Annotated in this window: 17 protein-coding genes and 1 pseudogene; 13 read left to right on the top strand and 5 right to left on the bottom strand. The window is 72.9% G+C overall.

Annotated features, from left to right (window positions below):
• Nucleotides 1-131 precede the first annotated feature (131 nt).
• Together ABZ671_RS15660 and ABZ671_RS15665 are read right to left on the bottom strand one after the other, a co-directional pair.
• The gene (locus ABZ671_RS15660; protein WP_357857479.1) at nt 132-815 is read right to left on the bottom strand and encodes a DUF3515 family protein; all 684 of its coding nucleotides are present in this window, start codon (nt 813-815) and stop codon (nt 132-134) included.
• The gene (locus ABZ671_RS15665; protein ID WP_357542571.1) at nt 816-1,049 is read right to left on the bottom strand and encodes an Lrp/AsnC ligand binding domain-containing protein; all 234 of its coding nucleotides are present in this window, start codon (nt 1,047-1,049) and stop codon (nt 816-818) included.
• Nucleotides 1,050-1,209: 160 nt separating this feature from the next.
• Between ABZ671_RS15665 and ABZ671_RS15670 the strand changes: the two genes are divergently transcribed.
• Nucleotides 1,210-2,157: a thiamine-phosphate kinase gene (locus ABZ671_RS15670; protein WP_357857771.1), complete on the top strand. Its 948-nt coding sequence runs from the start codon at nt 1,210-1,212 to the stop codon at nt 2,155-2,157.
• A gap of 49 nt (nt 2,158-2,206) precedes the next feature.
• Nucleotides 2,207-2,674: a GNAT family N-acetyltransferase gene (locus tag ABZ671_RS15675; protein ID WP_357857483.1), complete on the top strand. Its 468-nt coding sequence runs from the start codon at nt 2,207-2,209 to the stop codon at nt 2,672-2,674.
• 63 nt (nt 2,675-2,737) lie between these two features.
• On the opposite strand, the gene ABZ671_RS15680 is transcribed toward ABZ671_RS15675, so the two are convergent.
• The gene (locus ABZ671_RS15680) at nt 2,738-3,994 is read right to left on the bottom strand and encodes an ATP-grasp domain-containing protein (RefSeq protein WP_357857486.1); all 1,257 of its coding nucleotides are present in this window, start codon (nt 3,992-3,994) and stop codon (nt 2,738-2,740) included.
• A gap of 190 nt (nt 3,995-4,184) precedes the next feature.
• The gene (gene rpmB, locus ABZ671_RS15685; protein WP_013284551.1) at nt 4,185-4,376 is read right to left on the bottom strand and encodes a 50S ribosomal protein L28; all 192 of its coding nucleotides are present in this window, start codon (nt 4,374-4,376) and stop codon (nt 4,185-4,187) included.
• 254 nt (nt 4,377-4,630) lie between these two features.
• Between rpmB and ABZ671_RS15690 the strand changes: the two genes are divergently transcribed.
• Together ABZ671_RS15690 and recG are read left to right on the top strand one after the other, a co-directional pair.
• Nucleotides 4,631-6,244 carry a DAK2 domain-containing protein gene (locus ABZ671_RS15690; RefSeq protein ID WP_357857489.1) on the top strand — a complete coding sequence of 538 codons (1,614 nt, stop codon included), beginning with the start codon at nt 4,631-4,633 and terminating at the stop codon, nt 6,242-6,244.
• Complete coding sequence (recG, locus tag ABZ671_RS15695) at nt 6,241-8,442, top strand: ATP-dependent DNA helicase RecG (RefSeq protein ID WP_357857492.1); 2,202 nt, start codon at nt 6,241-6,243, stop codon at nt 8,440-8,442. Before ABZ671_RS15690 ends, recG begins: the two co-directional genes overlap by 4 nt.
• Before the next feature lie 105 nt (nt 8,443-8,547).
• On the opposite strand, the gene ABZ671_RS15700 is transcribed toward recG, so the two are convergent.
• Entirely contained in the window at nt 8,548-9,801 is a 1,254-nt protein-coding gene (locus ABZ671_RS15700; protein ID WP_357857494.1) for a cell wall anchor protein, read from the bottom strand.
• Between the two features lie 250 nt (nt 9,802-10,051).
• Here ABZ671_RS15700 and rsmD point away from each other — a divergent pair.
• The 9 genes and pseudogenes from rsmD to mutM all read left to right on the top strand — a co-directional run.
• A pseudogene (gene rsmD, locus ABZ671_RS15705) lies at nt 10,052-10,618 on the top strand (16S rRNA (guanine(966)-N(2))-methyltransferase RsmD); the annotation flags it as partial.
• Entirely contained in the window at nt 10,615-11,097 is a 483-nt protein-coding gene (gene coaD / locus ABZ671_RS15710; RefSeq protein WP_357857497.1) for a pantetheine-phosphate adenylyltransferase, read from the top strand. The pseudogene rsmD and the gene coaD, both read left to right, overlap by 4 nt.
• A 235-nt stretch (nt 11,098-11,332) precedes the next feature.
• The gene (locus ABZ671_RS15715; protein ID WP_357857500.1) at nt 11,333-11,830 is read left to right on the top strand and encodes a hypothetical protein; all 498 of its coding nucleotides are present in this window, start codon (nt 11,333-11,335) and stop codon (nt 11,828-11,830) included.
• Between the two features lie 127 nt (nt 11,831-11,957).
• Nucleotides 11,958-12,521, top strand: coding sequence for a YceD family protein (locus ABZ671_RS15720; protein ID WP_357857504.1), 564 nt, complete (start codon nt 11,958-11,960; stop codon nt 12,519-12,521).
• 5 nt (nt 12,522-12,526) lie between these two features.
• Complete coding sequence (rpmF, locus tag ABZ671_RS15725) at nt 12,527-12,700, top strand: 50S ribosomal protein L32 (RefSeq protein ID WP_357857507.1); 174 nt, start codon at nt 12,527-12,529, stop codon at nt 12,698-12,700.
• A 132-nt stretch (nt 12,701-12,832) separates the two neighbouring features.
• Nucleotides 12,833-13,795, top strand: a complete 963-nt coding sequence (locus ABZ671_RS15730; protein ID WP_357857774.1) for a phosphate acyltransferase PlsX — start codon at nt 12,833-12,835, stop codon at nt 13,793-13,795.
• A 290-nt stretch (nt 13,796-14,085) separates the two neighbouring features.
• Nucleotides 14,086-15,006 carry an RRXRR domain-containing protein gene (locus ABZ671_RS15735; protein WP_357857510.1) on the top strand — a complete coding sequence of 307 codons (921 nt, stop codon included), beginning with the start codon at nt 14,086-14,088 and terminating at the stop codon, nt 15,004-15,006.
• The gene (rnc, locus tag ABZ671_RS15740) at nt 15,003-15,764 is read left to right on the top strand and encodes a ribonuclease III (RefSeq protein WP_357857513.1); all 762 of its coding nucleotides are present in this window, start codon (nt 15,003-15,005) and stop codon (nt 15,762-15,764) included. Before ABZ671_RS15735 ends, rnc begins: the two co-directional genes overlap by 4 nt.
• Complete coding sequence (gene mutM, locus ABZ671_RS15745) at nt 15,757-16,614, top strand: bifunctional DNA-formamidopyrimidine glycosylase/DNA-(apurinic or apyrimidinic site) lyase (RefSeq protein WP_357857516.1); 858 nt, start codon at nt 15,757-15,759, stop codon at nt 16,612-16,614. Before rnc ends, mutM begins: the two co-directional genes overlap by 8 nt.
• The last annotated feature ends 49 nt before the right edge of the window (nt 16,615-16,663 follow it).

Raw genomic sequence — 16,663 nt, forward strand, 5'->3', positions numbered from 1 at the left:
GGACCGCCAGCGCAGGTCGACCGCGGGACGGGAGTCGTGGTTGTCCCGGGAGCCACCTGGCGCGACCCGCGACCCGGCCGCCGCGGCCGCGCCGGGCCGGCCGGCCGCCCCCCCCCCCCCGCCGCGGCCGGTCAGCCGGAGCAGCCGGCGGGAGCGGTCTCGGCCGACGGGACCGTGGCGACGATCGTGTCGGAGATCTGGGCGACCCACTGGAGCGGCTGCTCGTACGCCTTCGGCAGCCGGACCCGGACCGGAACCTCCCGGTCGACGGCGGTCAGCGTGGCGCCGTCCGTGCCCTCCACCGGGTACCAGCAGACCCCGTTGACCCGCCACACGTCGCCGGTCGCCGGGATGCAGCCGTCGGCCGGCTGATCGGTCGACGCGCCCGAGGCGGGCGGGGGGCACATCTCAAGCTGCGGGGTGCCTCCGCAGGAGACGGTCAGCGCCGGATCGCCGTACGCGGCGTTCTGCTCGGCGCCGGCGGTGACCGGCCGCTGCCGCAGGTCGCGGACGCTCGCCGGAAGTTGGGACACCAGGGCGAGGCAGACCGTCGCCGGCCGCTCCGCCAGGGCCGGGGCGGGCATCTCGACCGGGGCGGTCGACTGCGGCAGCACGGCGGTCGCCGACGGGCTCGGCGTGGCGGCCGGTGCCGGTGGGGCGAGCTTGGCGAAGGTGAACCCGGCCACCACCAGGGTGATCGGCGCCGCGACCAGCGTCGCCCAGAGCGCCGCGCTGCGGGTGGAACGGTCGCGGCGCGGGGCCGACTCGGCCGGGCCGGGCTCGTCGGAGACGGGGGAGGAAGGGAGCTCGTCCACTTACAGACGCACCACCGAACACGTGAGGGTGCGAGTGATGCCGGGCACCATCTGCACCTTGCTGACGATGAGCTTGCCGAGCTCGTCCACGCTGTTCGCCTCGGTGAGCACGACCACGTCGTACGGCCCGGTGACGGCGTCGACCCGTACCACGCCGGCAAGGTCCGCGATCTGACCGGCCACGTCACGCGCCCGACCGACCTCGGTCTGGATGAGGATGTACGCCTGTACCACGATCGGCCTCCGTCCGTCGGTGCCTGGGGCGACCCGAGGGGTGAAACTACCCTACCGGGCAGGGGTGATCCCTATCGGTGGCCGACTGGACGCGGTGAGCGAGGACACGCCGGGCGTGGTGCGGGAACGCGAAGACGGAAGAGCGCGACGAGAGGACAAGATGACAGTCGCGGGTGTGGGGGAGTTCGGGCTGATCGACCGGGTGACCGCCCGGCTGACGTACGGGGAGAGTTGCTTGCTCGGCCCCGGTGACGACGCGGCGGTGGTGGCGGCGCCGGACCGGCGGGTGGTGGCCTCCACCGACGTGCTGGTCGAGGGGCGGCACTTCCGCCGGGACTGGTCCGGGGCGCGAGACGTCGGACACCGGGCGGCGGCGGCCAACCTCGCCGACATCGCAGCCATGGGGGCCACCCCGACCGCGCTGCTCGTCGCCCTCTGCATCCCGGCCGAGCTGGACCCGAGCTGGGCGGAGGAGCTGGCCGACGGGCTCGCGGCCGAGGCGGCCCTGGTCGGCGCGGGCGTGGTCGGCGGTGACATGTCGTCCAGCCCCATCATCACGATCGCGGTGACCGCCCTGGGTGACCTGGGCGGCCGGCCGCCGGTGGTCCGCTCCGGGGCTCGCCCCGGCGACGTGCTGGCGCTCGCCGGGCGCACCGGCTGGGCGGCGGCCGGCTACTCCGTCCTCTCCCGGGGCTTCCGGACACCCCGGCTGCTGGTCGAGGCGTACCGCCGCCCCGAGGTGCCCTACCCCGCCGGTGCGGAGGCGGCCCGGCACGGCGCCACCGCCATGATCGACGTCTCGGACGGGCTGCTGGCCGACCTGGGGCACGTGGCGAAGGCCAGCGGGGTGGCGATCGACGTGACCCGGGACGCGTTCGAGGTGCCCCGGCAGATGCGCGACGCGGCCCAGGCGCTGGGGGTCGACCCGTACTCGTGGCTGCTGGCCGGGGGCGAGGACCACGCGCTGGCGGCGACCTTCCCGGCGACGGCGACGCTGCCGCCCGGGTGGCGGCCGATCGGGCAGGTGGCCGAGGGCGCCGGGGTGACCGTGGACGGCGCGGCGTACGCGGGGCCGACCGGCTGGGACCACTTCCGTCGGACGGAGTGATCGGTGACCGAGTGCACCGGCCGGCCGCTTGGCCGTAGCCTTACCTGACGTGAGTGAGATCGAGATCCGGGTGCGGCACTTCGACGCCCCCGAGTCGCAGGCGTTGATCCGGGCCGCCCTGGCCGACCTCGGCGAGCGCTACGGCGGCAACGGCGACGACACGCCGGTCGACGCGGCGGAGTTCGAGCCCCCGGCCGGCACCTTCCTGGTCGCCTACGTCGACGGCCGGCCGGTGGGCTGCGGCGGCTGGCGCAGCCACGGCGACGACGGCGACACGGCCGAACTGAAACGGATGTACACCGCGCCGACGGCCCGGGGGCGGGGCGTCGCCCGGTCGGTGCTCAAGGCCGTGGAGCGGTCGGCGCGGGAGCAGGGTCGTAAGCGGATCATCCTGGAGTGCGGCGACAGGCAGCCCGAGGCGATCGCGATGTACACCTCGGCCGGCTACGAGCGGATCCCGAACTTCGGCTTCTACCAGGACGAGCCGGGCTGCCTCTCCTTCGGCCGTACGCTCTGACCGCGCCACCGGGGCCGGGCCGGACCTGTCGGCCCGGCCCGGGTGGGCCGGGTTGACGCCGGTTCAGGCGACGGTGATGCGGATCTGGTCGGCGGCCTTGCGGGCGGCGCTCTCCGCGCCGGCCGGGTCGGCGCCCCAGGCCATCACACGTCCGCTGCGCTGGGCCGAGGAGACCACCTCGTGCACGGTGTCCCCGACCGCGACATCGAGCTGCACGTCCAGCACGCCCGGCACCCGCAGCGCATCTCGGACCCCCTCCACCGCGGTGACCCGGCCGGGCGGGGCGGTCAGGAACTCCACCGCCGCGGCACCGGTCGGCCGGGCCGACACCTCGGGCCGCTCGCCGCACAACACCCGCAGGTACCAATCGATGAAGCCGCACTCGTAGGCAACCGAGATCATCGCGGTGATCATGTCGCCGGGCATCCGGGCGGCGCACTCCACCAGCGTCGGCACGCCGTTGGCGAGGATCCACTCGCTGTGCAGCATGCCGGTGCGGAAGCCGGCCGCCCGCGCGAGCCGCCCGGCCGCCTCCCGCAGCGCCTGGTGCGCCGCCTTGGGCAGCGTGGACGGGACGGTGTGCCCGCTCTCCACCGGGCGTCGGCCGCCGATGATCCGCTTGTCGGTGACGTTGCCGAAGACGACCTCGCCCTCGACGACCAGCAGCTCGACGCTGTGCTCCGAGCCGACCAGCAGCTCTTCGACCAGCACCTCGGTGGGCCGGCCGTCGATGGCGTCGGCCGGCGTCCGTGGCGCCGCGCTGGCCGCCCACGCCGCGGCGATCTCCGCCGGGTCGGCGATGAGCTGCACCCCGAGGCTGCCCGACTGGCGGGTGGGCTTGAGCACGCACCGGCCGCCGTGGCGTCGGGCGAACTCCGTCGCCTGCGCCGGGTCGTCGACCAGCTCGTACGCCGGGTTGGCCAGGCCGACCTCGTCGGCGAGCAGTCGCATCCGGTGTTTGTCGGTGAAGACATCGGCGGCGGCCACCCCGGCGCCGGGTAGGCCGAGCCGCTCGGCCAGCTGGGCGCTGGCGCCCACCGCGAACTCGTGGCAGGGCATGACCAGCCGGGCGGTGGCCAGACCGGGCTCCCGGGCGAGCAGCGCATCGACGTCGAGGCCGGTCTGGTATTCGGCCGGCACCACCCGGGAGACCATCGGCAGCCTGGTGTTGACGATCCGCTCGACGTCCCGGCGGCGAATCAACTCAGGCTCCTCGACGAGGACGACGCTGCCTGGCGGCAGATCCTCGTTGAACCAGCGCAGCGAGCCGAACGATGTACCGACTATCACCATCTCGTCGCGGCCCAGCTCGAGTCCCACCGGTGGTGCCTCCCCACATGCCCTGTCGACGCCGAACCGGACAGCCGGCGCAGCAGGACACTAACCGGGTGACGCGCTCTGGTCGCCACCCGGTCGGCCAGCTATGGGCTCCAGCTTTCGGACACGACAGAAGCCGGCGGACCCAAAAGGGGCCGCCGGCTGCCGACGATTTCCGGGTGACGCTGACGCGTCAGGCGCGGGTCACCTTGCCGGCCTTGATGCACGAGGTGCAGACCTGCAGCTTCTTGGTGGTGCCGCCACCGGCCGGGGTACGCACCGACTGGATGTTCGGGTTCCAGCGGCGGTTGGTCCGCCGGTGCGAGTGGGACACGTTGTGGCCGAAGCCCGGCCCCTTGCCACAGACGTCGCACACGCTAGCCACGGGATACTCCTGGGTTTGAAACGTTCATGAGGTCGCCGCCAGGCGCTGCCCGGGCAACCTGGTCAGGTTACCCGATGACCAGCGGCGAGCCCAACCGGCCCGTCCAGCGTACCGGTGGTCCGGCGGCTCCGGCGCGCGGCCCTCGCAGGGAGCGCCGAGCGTGCCCTCGCCGGAGGCCGGAACACCCGCCGGACACGCCGCCGTGGGCCGGGCGACCCCGGCGGGTGTCGGCGCACGCCAGTAGGCTTCCGGTCGTGTTGGACACCCTCGACGCTGCCGCGGTGCGCCGCTGGTGCGCGAGCGGGCTCGCCGTCCTTCAACAGCACCAGGGCGAGATCGACGACCTCAACGTCTTCCCCGTGCCGGACGGGGACACCGGCACCAACCTGGTGCTCACCCTCACCTCCGCGCAGCAGGCCCTCGCCCTCGACCCGGGCACCCTCCCCGACGACGGGCACACCCCGCACGGGCACGCGCTGCGCCTGATGGCCCGGGGTGCGCTGCTCGGCGCGCGGGGCAACTCCGGGGTGATCCTGTCGCAGATCCTGCGCGGCTTCGCCGACGCGCTCGCCGCGGTCCCGGCCGTCCGTGGCCGGCAGCTCGCCGGGGCGCTGACCGGCGCCGCCGGCGCCGCGTACGCCGCGGTCGCCCACCCGGTCGAGGGCACCCTGCTCACCGTGGTCGCCGCCGCGGCCCGCGCCGCCGAGCAGGCGGACAGCGACGACCTGAGCACGGTGGTCCGGGTCGCCTCGGGCGCGGCGGCACAGGCGCTCGCGCGTACCCCGGAACAGTTGCCCGCGCTGGCCCGCGCCGGCGTGGTGGACGCCGGCGGGCGCGGTCTCTGCCTGTTGCTGGACGCGCTGGTCGAGGTGGTCACCGGGCAGAGCCCGGAGCAGCCGCTGCCCGCGCCGCGCGCGGCGCGCCCGCCGGCCACCGCCATGAGGGAGACCGGCTCCCCGGCGTACGCCTACGAGGTGCAATACCTTCTCGACGCCACCGACGAGGCGGTGGCCCGGCTGCGCGCCGAATTGGACGCGCTCGGCGACTCGCTCCTCATCGTCGGTGACGGTGGCCCCGGCGTCGAGACCTGGAACGTGCACGTGCACGTCAACGACGTCGGCGCGGCGATCGAGGCGGGGGTCGTCGCCGGCCGTCCGCACCGGATCACGGTGACCCGGTTCGCCGACCGGGCGGCGCCGCCGCCGGCCCCGCTGCCCGACGGCCGGGCGGCCGTGGTGGTGGCCACCGGCAGCGGCATCGCCGAGCTGTTCGCCGCCGAGGGAGCCGTCGTGGTGCCGGCCAACCCGTCCACCGGTGAGCTGCTCGACGCGATCCGCGCCACCGGGGCGGCCCGGGTGGTGGTGCTGCCCAACGACCCCGACACGCAGTCGGTGGCGAGCGCCGCCGCGCAGGAGGCCCACCGGCTCGGGGTGAAGGTGAGCGTGGTGCCCACCCGCTCCCCGGTGCAGGCCCTCGCCGCTCTCGCCGTCCGCGACCCGTCCCGCCGCTTCGAAGACGACGTCATCGCCATGGCCGAGGCGGCCGGCGCCTGCCGGTACGCGGAGGTCTGCCACGCCGGCAAGGAGGCGCTCACCGTGGCCGGGCCGTGCCGGCCGGGCGACGTGCTGGCGCTGGTCGAGGGAGAGGTGCACCTGATCGGCGCCGACCTGCTCGACACCTGCACCGCCGTGGTCGACCGGATGCTCGGCGGCGGCGGTGAGCTGGTCACCCTGCTCTGCGGGGCGGGCGCCCCGGCCGGGCTGGCCGACCAGGTACGCGAGCACGTCGAGCGGTCCTGGCCGTTCGTGGAGGTCCAGTCGTACGAGGGCGGCCAGCCGCACTATCCGCTCCTGGTGGGGGTCGAATGACGAGCGAACCGGCCACGGTGGACACGCCGCTGAAGAAGCTGGTCGGGGAGAAGACGGCCAAGGCCCTGGCCAGCCACCTCGACCTGCACACCGCCGGTGACCTGGTCTATCACTTCCCCCGCCGCTACGACGAGCGCGGCGAGCACACCGACATCCGCTCGCTGGACGTGGGGGAGCAGGTCACCGTGCTGGCCCAGGTGCAGCGCACCGCCGTGCGGCCGATGCGCCAGCGCCGGGGCAACCTGCTGGAGGTCACCGTCGGCGACGGCTCCGGCGGGGTGCTCACCCTCACCTTCTTCGGCAACCAGGCGTGGCGGGAGCGGGAGCTGCGCCCCGGCCGGTGGGGGCTGTTCGCCGGCAAGGTCACCGAGTTCCGGGGCAAACGACAGCTCAACGGCCCGGAATACGTGCTGCTCGGTGAGGGCGGTGACGGCGAGGCGGCGGCCAGCGAGGAGGTCGAGGAGTTCGCCGGGGCGTTGATCCCGGTCTACCCGGCCGCCGCGGCGGTGCCGACCTGGGTGATCGCCCGCTGCGTCCGGGTGGTGCTGGACACGTTCACCCCGCCGGAGGACCCGCTGCCGGCCACCGTGCGGGCCAGCCGCAACCTGGTCGGCATCGGCCCCGCGCTGCGCGAGATCCACCGGCCGTCCACCAAGGAGGAGCTGTACCGGGCCCGGCGGCGGCTCAAGTGGGACGAGGCGTTCGCCGTGCAGCTGACCCTGGTGCAGCGCAAGCATCGGGCGGCGGCCCGGCCCGCGCAGGCCCGGCCGCCGCGCGCCGGTGGCCTGTTGGACGCGTTCGACGCCCGGCTGCCGTACGAGCTGACCCCCGGCCAGCAGACCGTCGGCCGGGAGGTCGCCGCCGACCTGGCCACCGCGCACCCGATGCACCGGCTGCTGCAGGGCGAGGTCGGCTCCGGCAAGACGGTGGTGGCGTTGCGGGCCATGCTTCAGGTGGTCGACGCCGGCGGGCAGGCGGCGCTGCTCGCCCCGACCGAGGTGCTCGCCGCCCAGCACTACCGGGGCATGCTCGACCTGCTCGGCCCGCTCGCGCGAGCCGGCGAGCTGGGCGCGGCCGAGCACGCGACCCGGGTGGAGCTGGTCACCGGCTCGCTCGGCGCGGCGGCCCGGCGGCGGGCGCTCACCGAGGTGGCCGAGGGGCGGGCCGGCATCGTGCTCGGCACGCACGCCTTGCTCTACGAGGGGGTCGATTTCCACGATCTGGGCCTGGTGGTGGTCGACGAGCAGCACCGGTTCGGTGTGGAGCAGCGGGACGCGTTGCGGGCCAAGGCCGATCAGCCGCCGCACGTGCTGGTGATGACCGCCACCCCGATTCCGCGCACGGTGGCCATGACCGTCTACGGCGACCTGGAGGTCTCCACCCTCTCCCAGCTGCCGCAGGGGCGCTCGCCGATCGCCTCGCACGTGGTGCCGGCCGCCGAGAAGCCGGCCTTCCTCGACCGGGCCTGGCGTCGGCTGCGCGAGGAGGTCGTCGCCGGCCATCAGGCGTACGTGGTCTGCCCCCGGATCGGGGACGGTCCCGCGTCCGAGGAGGAGGCCCCACGCGAGGACGACAACGGCCGCCGACCGCCCCTCGCCGTGACGGAGGTCGCGCCGCTGCTCGCCGAGGGGCCGCTGCACGGCCTGCGGATCGGGGTGCTGCACGGGCGGTTGCCGGCCGACGAGAAGGACGCGGTGATGCGCTCCTTCGCCGACGGTGACCTGGACGTGCTGGTGGCGACCACAGTGGTCGAGGTGGGCGTGAACGTGCCCAACGCCACCGTGATGATCGTGCTGGACGCCGACCGGTTCGGCGTCTCCCAGCTGCACCAGCTGCGCGGCCGGGTCGGTCGTGGCTCGGCCGCCGGCCTCTGCCTGCTGGTCACCGAGGCGGTGGAGGGCTCGTCCGCGCGGGAACGCCTCGACGCGGTCGCCTCCACCACGGACGGCTTCAAGCTCGCCGAGCTGGACCTGGAGCAGCGCCGCGAGGGCGACGTGCTGGGGGCCACCCAGTCCGGCCGCCGGTCTCACCTGCGGCTGCTGTCGCTGCTGCGGGACACCGACCTGATCCGGGACGCCCGGGCCGAGGCGATCGCCCTGGTCGAGGAGGACCCGGAGCTGGTACGGCACCCGGCCCTGGCCGCCTCGGTCGCCGCGCTCGTCGACGAGGAACGCGCGGAGTACCTGGAAAAGGGCTGACGCGGCCTGGTCCGATCCCGCCGTTCCGATCGGACAGCGGGCCCGGATGCGCCGAGGGCGCGCCGACCGGATGGTCGACGCGCCCTCGGGTCAGTTCAGCTCAGGTCAGGCGGTGAAGCGCACCCGACGACGACGAGCCATGACGAACAGGACCGCACCCGCGCCCAGCAGCACTGCGGCACCGCCGACGATGCCGCCGATCGCGGCACCGGTGACCGGCAGACCGCCACCCTGGCCGTCGCAGTCGGCCGGCTTCTCCCAGGCGATCGGGGAGGTGTCGTCCAGGCCTTCCGCCGACGGCGTGACGGTCAGACCCTCGAACGCCTCGAACTCGACGAACACGGTCTGGCCCGGCTCGACGGTCCGCGTCTGCGCCTCGCCCTTGTTCGGGGTCAGGGTAACCTCGAAGGCCTTGCCATCCTCGGGGTTGGCGAAGCCGAACACCAGCTTGTCGCAGGTGGACTCGTAGCCGGCCTGCGGCTCGCCCGGCAGGACGCAGTTCTCGGGGCTCTCCCAGGTGTACGGCTCGCCGAGCTGCTTGTCGCCCTCGGTGACCGTGATCTTGCCGGCGCCGGCCGGCACCACGATGTCGTTCCGGCTGTCATCCGGCTTGATGGTGTAGGTCTCGTTGAAGCCCTTGGCCTGCACGGTCAGCTTGACGTCCGCGGTCGCGTCGGCGCCGTTGGCGAGCGTCACCGTGACCTTGCCATCGCAGTCGGAGGAGAAGCTCGCCGTGGGAGCGGTGACCGGCGCGTTCGGCTCGGGGTTCCCCGGGGTCTCCGGCTCGGGCGAGGACGGGGTCTCCGGCTCCGGGGAGGACGGCGTCTCCGGCTCGGGGGACGACGGGGTCTCGGGCTCCGGGGAGGACGGCGTCTCCGGCTCGGGGGACGACGGGGTCTCCGGCTCGGGCGACGGGCTGCCCTTCGGGTTCTCCTTGCACTTCCCCTTGAAGGTCACCTTGCCCTGGTTCGGCTTCTCGGTGTAGGTGTCGTTCCACTTCATCTGCACCGTGAGGGTGGCCTCGGTGGCCGACCCGGGCACCACCTGCACGCCGGTGAGCGGGGTGTTGACGTCGTGGGGGTACTTGTTCTTTTCCTTCGTCGCGGCGATGCCGCTGATGAGGGTGCCCTTGGGGGTGAGCGCCACGCTTTCCAGCCGGAAGCTCTTGGCCGCCATGTGCATCACACTCTTGACGGTCCAGGTCACCTGCCACTGGCCCGTCGTGGTGTCGCAGACGGCGCTGCCGGTGACATTGCTGTAGTGGGCGCTGGCCGGGCTGGCGACGGTGGCGACGCCGGCGAGGCCGATCAGCGCGCCGGCGGCAACCGCCGCGACGCGCCGGAGGTTCAGACGGTTCACGTCTACTCCTGATTGGGAGAAAGCAGATGCTGTGAAAGGCGGGCGGAAGGTTTGCACACCACGCCTGACACCCGGCCGACCTTATCGATTGGGTCGAGCGCGTCACAGTCCTCAGCGGCCACTAAGGATGATGTTATAAATCTGTGATCTTGCATATGCGAAACGTTATTGCATGACTCCGGAGAGGTGGGGTGCCGCCCGTCGGGCGCTGGCTGGGCGTCACGTAGCGTGAAGGCATGCGCAGGAGCAGACGATGACCCGGATCGTGGCCGGGACGCTCGGCGGGCGGCGGATCGCCGCGCCGCCCGGCGCCGGCACCCGGCCGACCTCCGACCGCGTCCGGGAGGCGCTGTTCAGTGCGGTGCAGGCCGAGATCGACCTGGACGGCGCGCGCTTCGCCGACCTCTATGCCGGTTCCGGGGCGGTCGGGCTGGAGGCGCTGTCCCGAGGCGCGGCGCACGTGCTGCTGGTCGAGTCCGATCCCCGGGCGGCCCGGGTGATCCGGGAGAACATCGCCGCGTTGCGGGCCGCCCCGGCCGCCCGCCTGGTCGCCGGCAAGGTGTCCACCGTGCTCGCGGCCGGGCCCGACGGCGGGCCGTACGACGTGGTCTTCGCCGACCCGCCGTACGCCGTGTCCGACCAGGAGGTCACCGCGCTGCTGGCCGCGCTGGTCGACGGCGGCTGGCTGGCCCGCGACGCCCTGGTGGTCGTGGAGCGCTCCAGCCGGACCGGGCCGGTCACCTGGGTGGAGGGCGTCACTGGTGAGCGCAGTCGCCGCTACGGCGAGACCACCCTTTGGTACGGTCGCCGATCATGAGACGTGCGGTTTGCCCGGGGTCCTTCGACCCGGTCACCAACGGTCACCTCGACATCATCGGCCGGGCCAGCCGGCTCTTTGACGAGGTGATCGTCGGCGTGCTGGTCAACCAGTCCAAGCAGGGGCTGTTCAGCGTCGAGGAGCGCATCGACATGCTCCGCGAGGTGACCGCGTCGTACGACAACGTGCGGGTCGAGTCGTTCCGCGGGCTGCTGGTGGACTTCTGCCGGGATCAGCAGGCGAGCGTGCTGATCAAGGGCCTGCGCGCGGTCAGCGACTTCGACTACGAGCTTCAGATGGCCCAGATGAACATCGGCCTGGCCGGCGTGGAGACCCTTTTCATGCCGACCAACCCGCTCTATTCCTTCCTCTCCTCCAGCCTGATCAAGGACGTGGCCAAGTGGGGCGGCGACATCTCCGCCCACGTTCCCGACCCCGTCCGCGACCAGCTCCTCGCCCGCCTCGCACCCCGCCCCTGACCCCCGTTACGCGATCTTGCACGTGTGGTCGCCGATCGGTCCGAGAAAGGCGATTCGTCGGGGCGGAAAGTGCAAGATCGACGAGCGTCGGCGGCGGCGGCGTGGCGGCGCGGCGTGGCGGGTCGGGGTGTGGCGGTGTGGGGTGGTGGGGGCGCGACATGATGTGTGCAGCGCCGAATCAGGGCGCAGGCCGCATCATGTAGGTCGGCCGACGAACGACAGGAGTGAGGTACCGGTGGACCCGCTCGATCGCATCGACGAACTGATCGCCATGGTGGAGCAGGCCCGCTCCGTCCCGATGTCGCGCAACAACTGCATGGTCGACCGGGGTGAGATGATCGCGGCTCTCGACGAGGTGCGCGCGGAACTCCCCGCTGACCTGCGCCGCGCCGCCGCCCTGCTCGAGGAGCGGGACAAGATCATGGAGGCCGGCCGGCGCGAGGCGGACCGGATCATCAGTGAGGGTGAGGCGGAACACGCCCGCCTGGTCTCGGTGAACGAGATCACGGTCTCGGCCGAACACGAGGGGGCCCGGATCATCGCCGAGGCCCGTGCCGAGGCGCAGCGCCTCCGCGACGAGGTGGACGACTACGTCGACACCGCGCTGGCCAACTTCGAGCAGTTCCTCACCCGGGCGCTCGCCTCGATCGAGCGCGGTCGGGACAAGATGCACGCGCTGCGTGAGATTGGCACCTTCGCCGGTGACGAGGCCGATCGCCCGCTACCCTTCTGAGCGCCCCCTGGCCGGCCGCCGACAGCCGGCACCCGACGGACCGGGGCGGGCCATCCCCCCGGTTCGACGGTCGGGCGGTCGCCCAGGTAACCTTTTTTGTCGGCCTCTCACCGGCCGGAGTCTGACTATGCCCAAACACTCGCCATCTTCACTCAACCCCAGGTCGCCGCTGGTCCTCGACACGAGGGACCTGCCGCGTCGGCCTGGCGCGTTGCGTACGGTCAAGCGGGTCGCGCCGGCACCGGAGGACCTCGGCGTGGAGTTGATCGGCGTGCCGCAAGGTGCGGACCTCGACCTCGACCTGAGGTTGGAGTCGGTGTCCGAGGGCGTGCTCGTCTCCGGGACCGTCACCGGCCCCGTCAAGGGCGAGTGCGGCCGCTGCCTGCGCGAGATCGACGACTCGGTAGCCGTGAAGATCCAGGAGCTGTACGCGTACGAGAACAGCACCACGGACGACACGACCGACGAGGATGAGGTGGGCCGGATGCAGGACGATCTGATCGACCTGGAGCCGGTGTTGCGGGACGCGGTGGTGCTCACACTGCCGACCAACCCGCTCTGCCGGGAGGACTGCCCAGGCTTGTGCCCCGAATGCGGGGTGCACTGGGACGATCTGCCGGCCGACCACAGCCATCAGCAGATCGACCCGCGTTGGGCGGGCCTGTCGCAACTGACCCGTACAGAGGAGTAAGAACCGTGGCCGTCCCCAAGCGCAAGATGTCGCGCAGCAACACCCGGGCCCGCCGGGCGAACTGGAAGGCCGCGGCGGTCGCGACCGTGGCCTGCCCGCAGTGCAAGTCGCCCAAGCTGCCGCACGCCGCCTGCTCCGTCTGCGGCACCTACAACGGCCGTCAGGTCCTCGAAGTCTGACCTGGACGCCGAGTGACGTCCCCGACCACCGGTCGGGTGGCAACCGCACCCTGGCTCGCGCCCGGTGCCCCGGCTCCCTCCACCGTCGGCCGATCCCCGGCCAGTGTCCCGAAGGAGCCGGGCACCGCGCGGATCGCCGTCGACCTCCTCGGCGGGGACGATGCTCCCGCCGTCGTGGTTGACGGCGCTCTGCGAGCGGTGCGTACCGACCCTGACCTGCACCTGCTGCTCGTCGGACCGACCGAGGTCGCCGGCGAGCTGATCGGTGCCCTCGACCCGGAGCAACGAGCCCGGGTCACGGTCCGCCCGGCGCGGACCGCCATCGGCATGGCCGACCATCCCACCGCAGCCCGTGCCGACAGCAGTGTCCGCGCGGCGGTCGTCGCCGTTCGCGATGGGCTCGCCGACGCGATCGTCTCCGCCGGTTCAACCGGGGCCACCGTCACCGCCGCGGCGCTCGGCCTCGGCCGCTGGGCCGGCGTACGCCGCCCGGCCCTGGTGGCCACCCTGCCCGCCGTCGCCGGCCCGGTGGTGCTGCTGGACGTCGGCGGCACCTTGGAGTCCGGCCCCGCCACCCTCGCCCGGCACGCCGTCCTCGGCGCCGCGTACGCCGCCGTGGCGCACGCCGTCGCCGCGCCCCGGGTCGGGCTGCTCTCCGTGGGCGCCGAGGCCGGCAAGGGCGACCGACTGCGCCGCGCCACCGACCCCGCTCTCGCCGCCGTGCCATTGCCGTGCGGTGCCCGCTACGTGGGCCCCGTCGAGGGGTTCGACATCTCCCTCGGCGCGCGCGCCGACGTCGTGGTCACCGACGGGTTCACCGGCAACGTGCTGCTCAAGGCGATCGAGGGCGCGTACGCGATGGCCGGCGGGCCGCCGGCGAACGGCGGTGCCCCACGTGCCGCGGCCCTGCTCGGGGTGGCCGGCACGGTGGTCGTCTGCCATGGCGCGGCCCGGCCCGACGACGTCGCCTCCGGCATCGCCCTCGCCGCCCACCTGTGGCGGCGCGGCGCCACCGACACTGTTTCCACCCTGCTACACGATCTCGTACCTGACCAAACCGACACCGAGGTAGCACCGTCAACTTCTCGGCCTTGAATGACCGGGCTTGCTCGGTTCGTCAGGGTGGTTGACCAGCCTCAGGAACCTCTGAAAGGGAGGTGACTACGTTGTACACAGGTGTGAAGACCCACTCCGGGGTGCTTCCTCAGCCCTGGACCCTGGAATCCGTGTCAGCAGACACGGCCCCGAGATGCCACGAAACGGGACACGGACGCCGTAAGGCAGCCGGTGTGCGACATGGGCGAGGGGAGACCGGCGTGAGCCGGCGTCACCCAGTACCCGCCTCGGCGGGAACCGGCGATGGCCGTGAGGCCCACACTCATCCGGTGGTGTTCGTGGTGGACCGGCACCACCGTCCGCTCCAACCGTGCACCCCGGCCCGTGCCCGGAAGCTGCTCGCCTCCGGCCGTGCCGTGGTGCACCGGCACACCCCGTTCGTGATCCGGCTCAAAGACCGCGAGGTCGTCGACTCGGAGGTGGACGGGGTTGAGCTCGGCATCGACCCGGGTTCGAAGTTCACCGGCATCGCCGTCTTCCGCGCCGACAATGTGGGCGACAACACGGTGCGGACCGGCCTGTTCGCGGTCGAGGTCCGCCACAGGGGCGGGCAGATCCGCGACAAGCTGACCGTCCGCGCCGCCTTCCGCCGTGTCCGCCGGTCACGGAACCTGCGCTACCGGGCACCCCGGTTCAACAATCGGCGCCGGTGGGCACCTGTAACCGGCCTGCATGTGGAGCGGGTCGCGTTCGACACGCAACTGTTGCAGAACCCGAACATCGCCGGGGTCGAGTACCAGCACGGCACCCTGCACGGCTACGAGGTACGTGAGTACCTGCTGGCTAAGTGGGCGCGTAAGTGTGCCTACTGCGGCGTCAAGGGGGTGCCGCTGAACATGCTGGTCGCCGCCGCGACCGGCCGCGGCTGCTACGCCCGCACCCGCTGCAACCGGTACGGCTTTCCTCGACTGCGGTTGCCGAGGAGTAGATCGGTGTACGGGTTCCAAACCGGCGACCTGGTGCACGCTGTCGTGCGCGCCGGCAAGAACAAGGGCCGGCACGTGGGTCGGGTCGCTGTGCGAACCACCGGGAAGTTCAACATCCGCACCAGCCACGCCCTTGTGCAGGGCATCCATCACCGGCACGTCCGGCTGCTGCAACGCGCCGACGGATGGGCCTACACCCGAGAGGAGGAGCGGCGTTTCCCCCCGGCCCTGAGCTGCCGGGTTTCCACGCCGCAACGCCGATGACCAACGACAAGCGGCGGCGTGCTCCCGTCGGCCACCTGGAGGCGGCCTTCGGGGTGTCGCTCGACCCGGAACTGCTGGAACGAGCGCTGACCCACCGTTCCTACGCGTACGAGAACGGTGGCCTGCCCACCAATGAGCGGCTGGAGTTCCTGGGCGACTCGGTGCTCGGCGTGGTGATCACCACGGCGCTGTTCCACAACCACCCGGACCTGCCCGAGGGGCAGCTCGCCAAGCTACGGGCCAGCGTGGTGAACATGCGCGCGCTCGCCGACGTGGCGCGGGGCCTCGGCCCTGCCGGGCTCGGCGCGTACCTGCTGCTGGGCAAGGGGGAGGAGACCACCGGCGGCCGGAACAAGGCCAGCATCCTGGCCGACACCCTGGAGGCGCTGCTCGGCGCGATCTATCTGCAGTACGGCCTGGACACCGTGGCCGACGTGATCCACCGGCTGTTCGACCCGCTGATGGCCGAGTCGGCCGGCCGGGGCGCCGCCCTGGACTGGAAGACCAGCCTTCAGGAGCTGACCGCCGCGCTGGGGCTGGGCGTGCCGGAATACCGGATCGAAGGTACCGGCCCGGACCACCTGAAGACCTTCACCGCCTGGGTGGTGGTGGCCGGCAACCGGTACGGCGGCGCCGAGGGGCGCAGCAAGAAGGAGGCCGAGCAGCGGGCCGCCGAGTCGGCCTGGCGGATGCTGACCGAGCAGGCCGAACAGGAGCAGGGCACGTTGCCTGCGACGGAGGGTGTCGGCCTTGCCTGAGCTGCCGGAGGTCGAGACGGTCCGGCAGGGCCTGGCCCAGTGGGTCACCGGACGAACCATCGCCTCGGTCGAGGTGCGCCACCCCCGGGCGGTACGCCGGCACCAGCCGGGCGCGGCGCACTTCGCCGACGTGCTGGCCGGTCGGACGATCACCGACGTCCGACGCCGGGGCAAATACCTGTGGCTGCCGTTGGACAGCGTGGACGCCCTCATCGGGCACCTCGGCATGTCCGGCCAGCTGCTGCTCCAGCCGGCCGGGGCGGCCGACGAGCTGCACCTGCGGGTCCGGTTCCGGTTCGCCGACGACGGTCCGGAGCTGCGCTTCGTCGACCAGCGCACCTTCGGCGGGCTGTCGGTCTCCGCCGGCGGGGCGGAGCTGCCGGCCGAGATCGCGCACATCGCCCGGGACCCGATGGACGCGGAGTTCTCCGACGCCGACTTCGTGGCCGCGCTGCGCCGGCGGCGTACCGAGGTGAAGCGGGCGCTGCTCGACCAGACCCTGGTCTCCGGGGTCGGCAACATCTACGCCGACGAGGCGCTGTGGCGGGCGAAGCTGCACGGCGCGCGCCCGACCGACGCGCTCACCGGCCCGGCGGTCACCCGGCTGCTCGGGCACGTCCGCGACGTGCTCGGTGAGGCGATCAAGCAGGGCGGCACCAGCTTCGACGAGCTGTACGTCGACGTCAACGGCGAGAGCGGCTACTTCGACCGGTCGCTCAACGCGTACGGCCGGGAGGGGGAACCCTGCCCGCGGTGCGGTGCGCTGATCCGCCGCGAGGCGTTCATGAACCGCTCGTCGTACAGTTGCCCGCGCTGTCAGCCGCGCCCCCGGGCCGGCCTTCGGGGATGACCCCGAGCCGGTTCAGGGTTGCGCCGGTGTGCTGTGCCCGGCCGCGGGT

The organism is Micromonospora sp. NPDC006766, from assembly GCF_040636055.1.
Classification (GTDB): domain Bacteria; phylum Actinomycetota; class Actinomycetes; order Mycobacteriales; family Micromonosporaceae; genus Micromonospora.

Excerpts from the sequence above, each read along its gene's own strand:
- ABZ671_RS15670 (WP_357857771.1), top strand. The coding sequence starts at position 1,210 with ATGACAGTCGCGGGTGTGGGGGAGTTCGGGCTGATCGACCGGGTGACC.
- recG (WP_357857492.1), top strand. The coding sequence starts at position 6,241 with ATGACGAGCGAACCGGCCACGGTGGACACGCCGCTGAAGAAGCTGGTC.
- coaD (WP_357857497.1), top strand. The coding sequence starts at position 10,615 with ATGAGACGTGCGGTTTGCCCGGGGTCCTTCGACCCGGTCACCAACGGT.
- ABZ671_RS15720 (WP_357857504.1), top strand. The coding sequence starts at position 11,958 with ATGCCCAAACACTCGCCATCTTCACTCAACCCCAGGTCGCCGCTGGTC.
- rnc (WP_357857513.1), top strand. The coding sequence starts at position 15,003 with ATGACCAACGACAAGCGGCGGCGTGCTCCCGTCGGCCACCTGGAGGCG.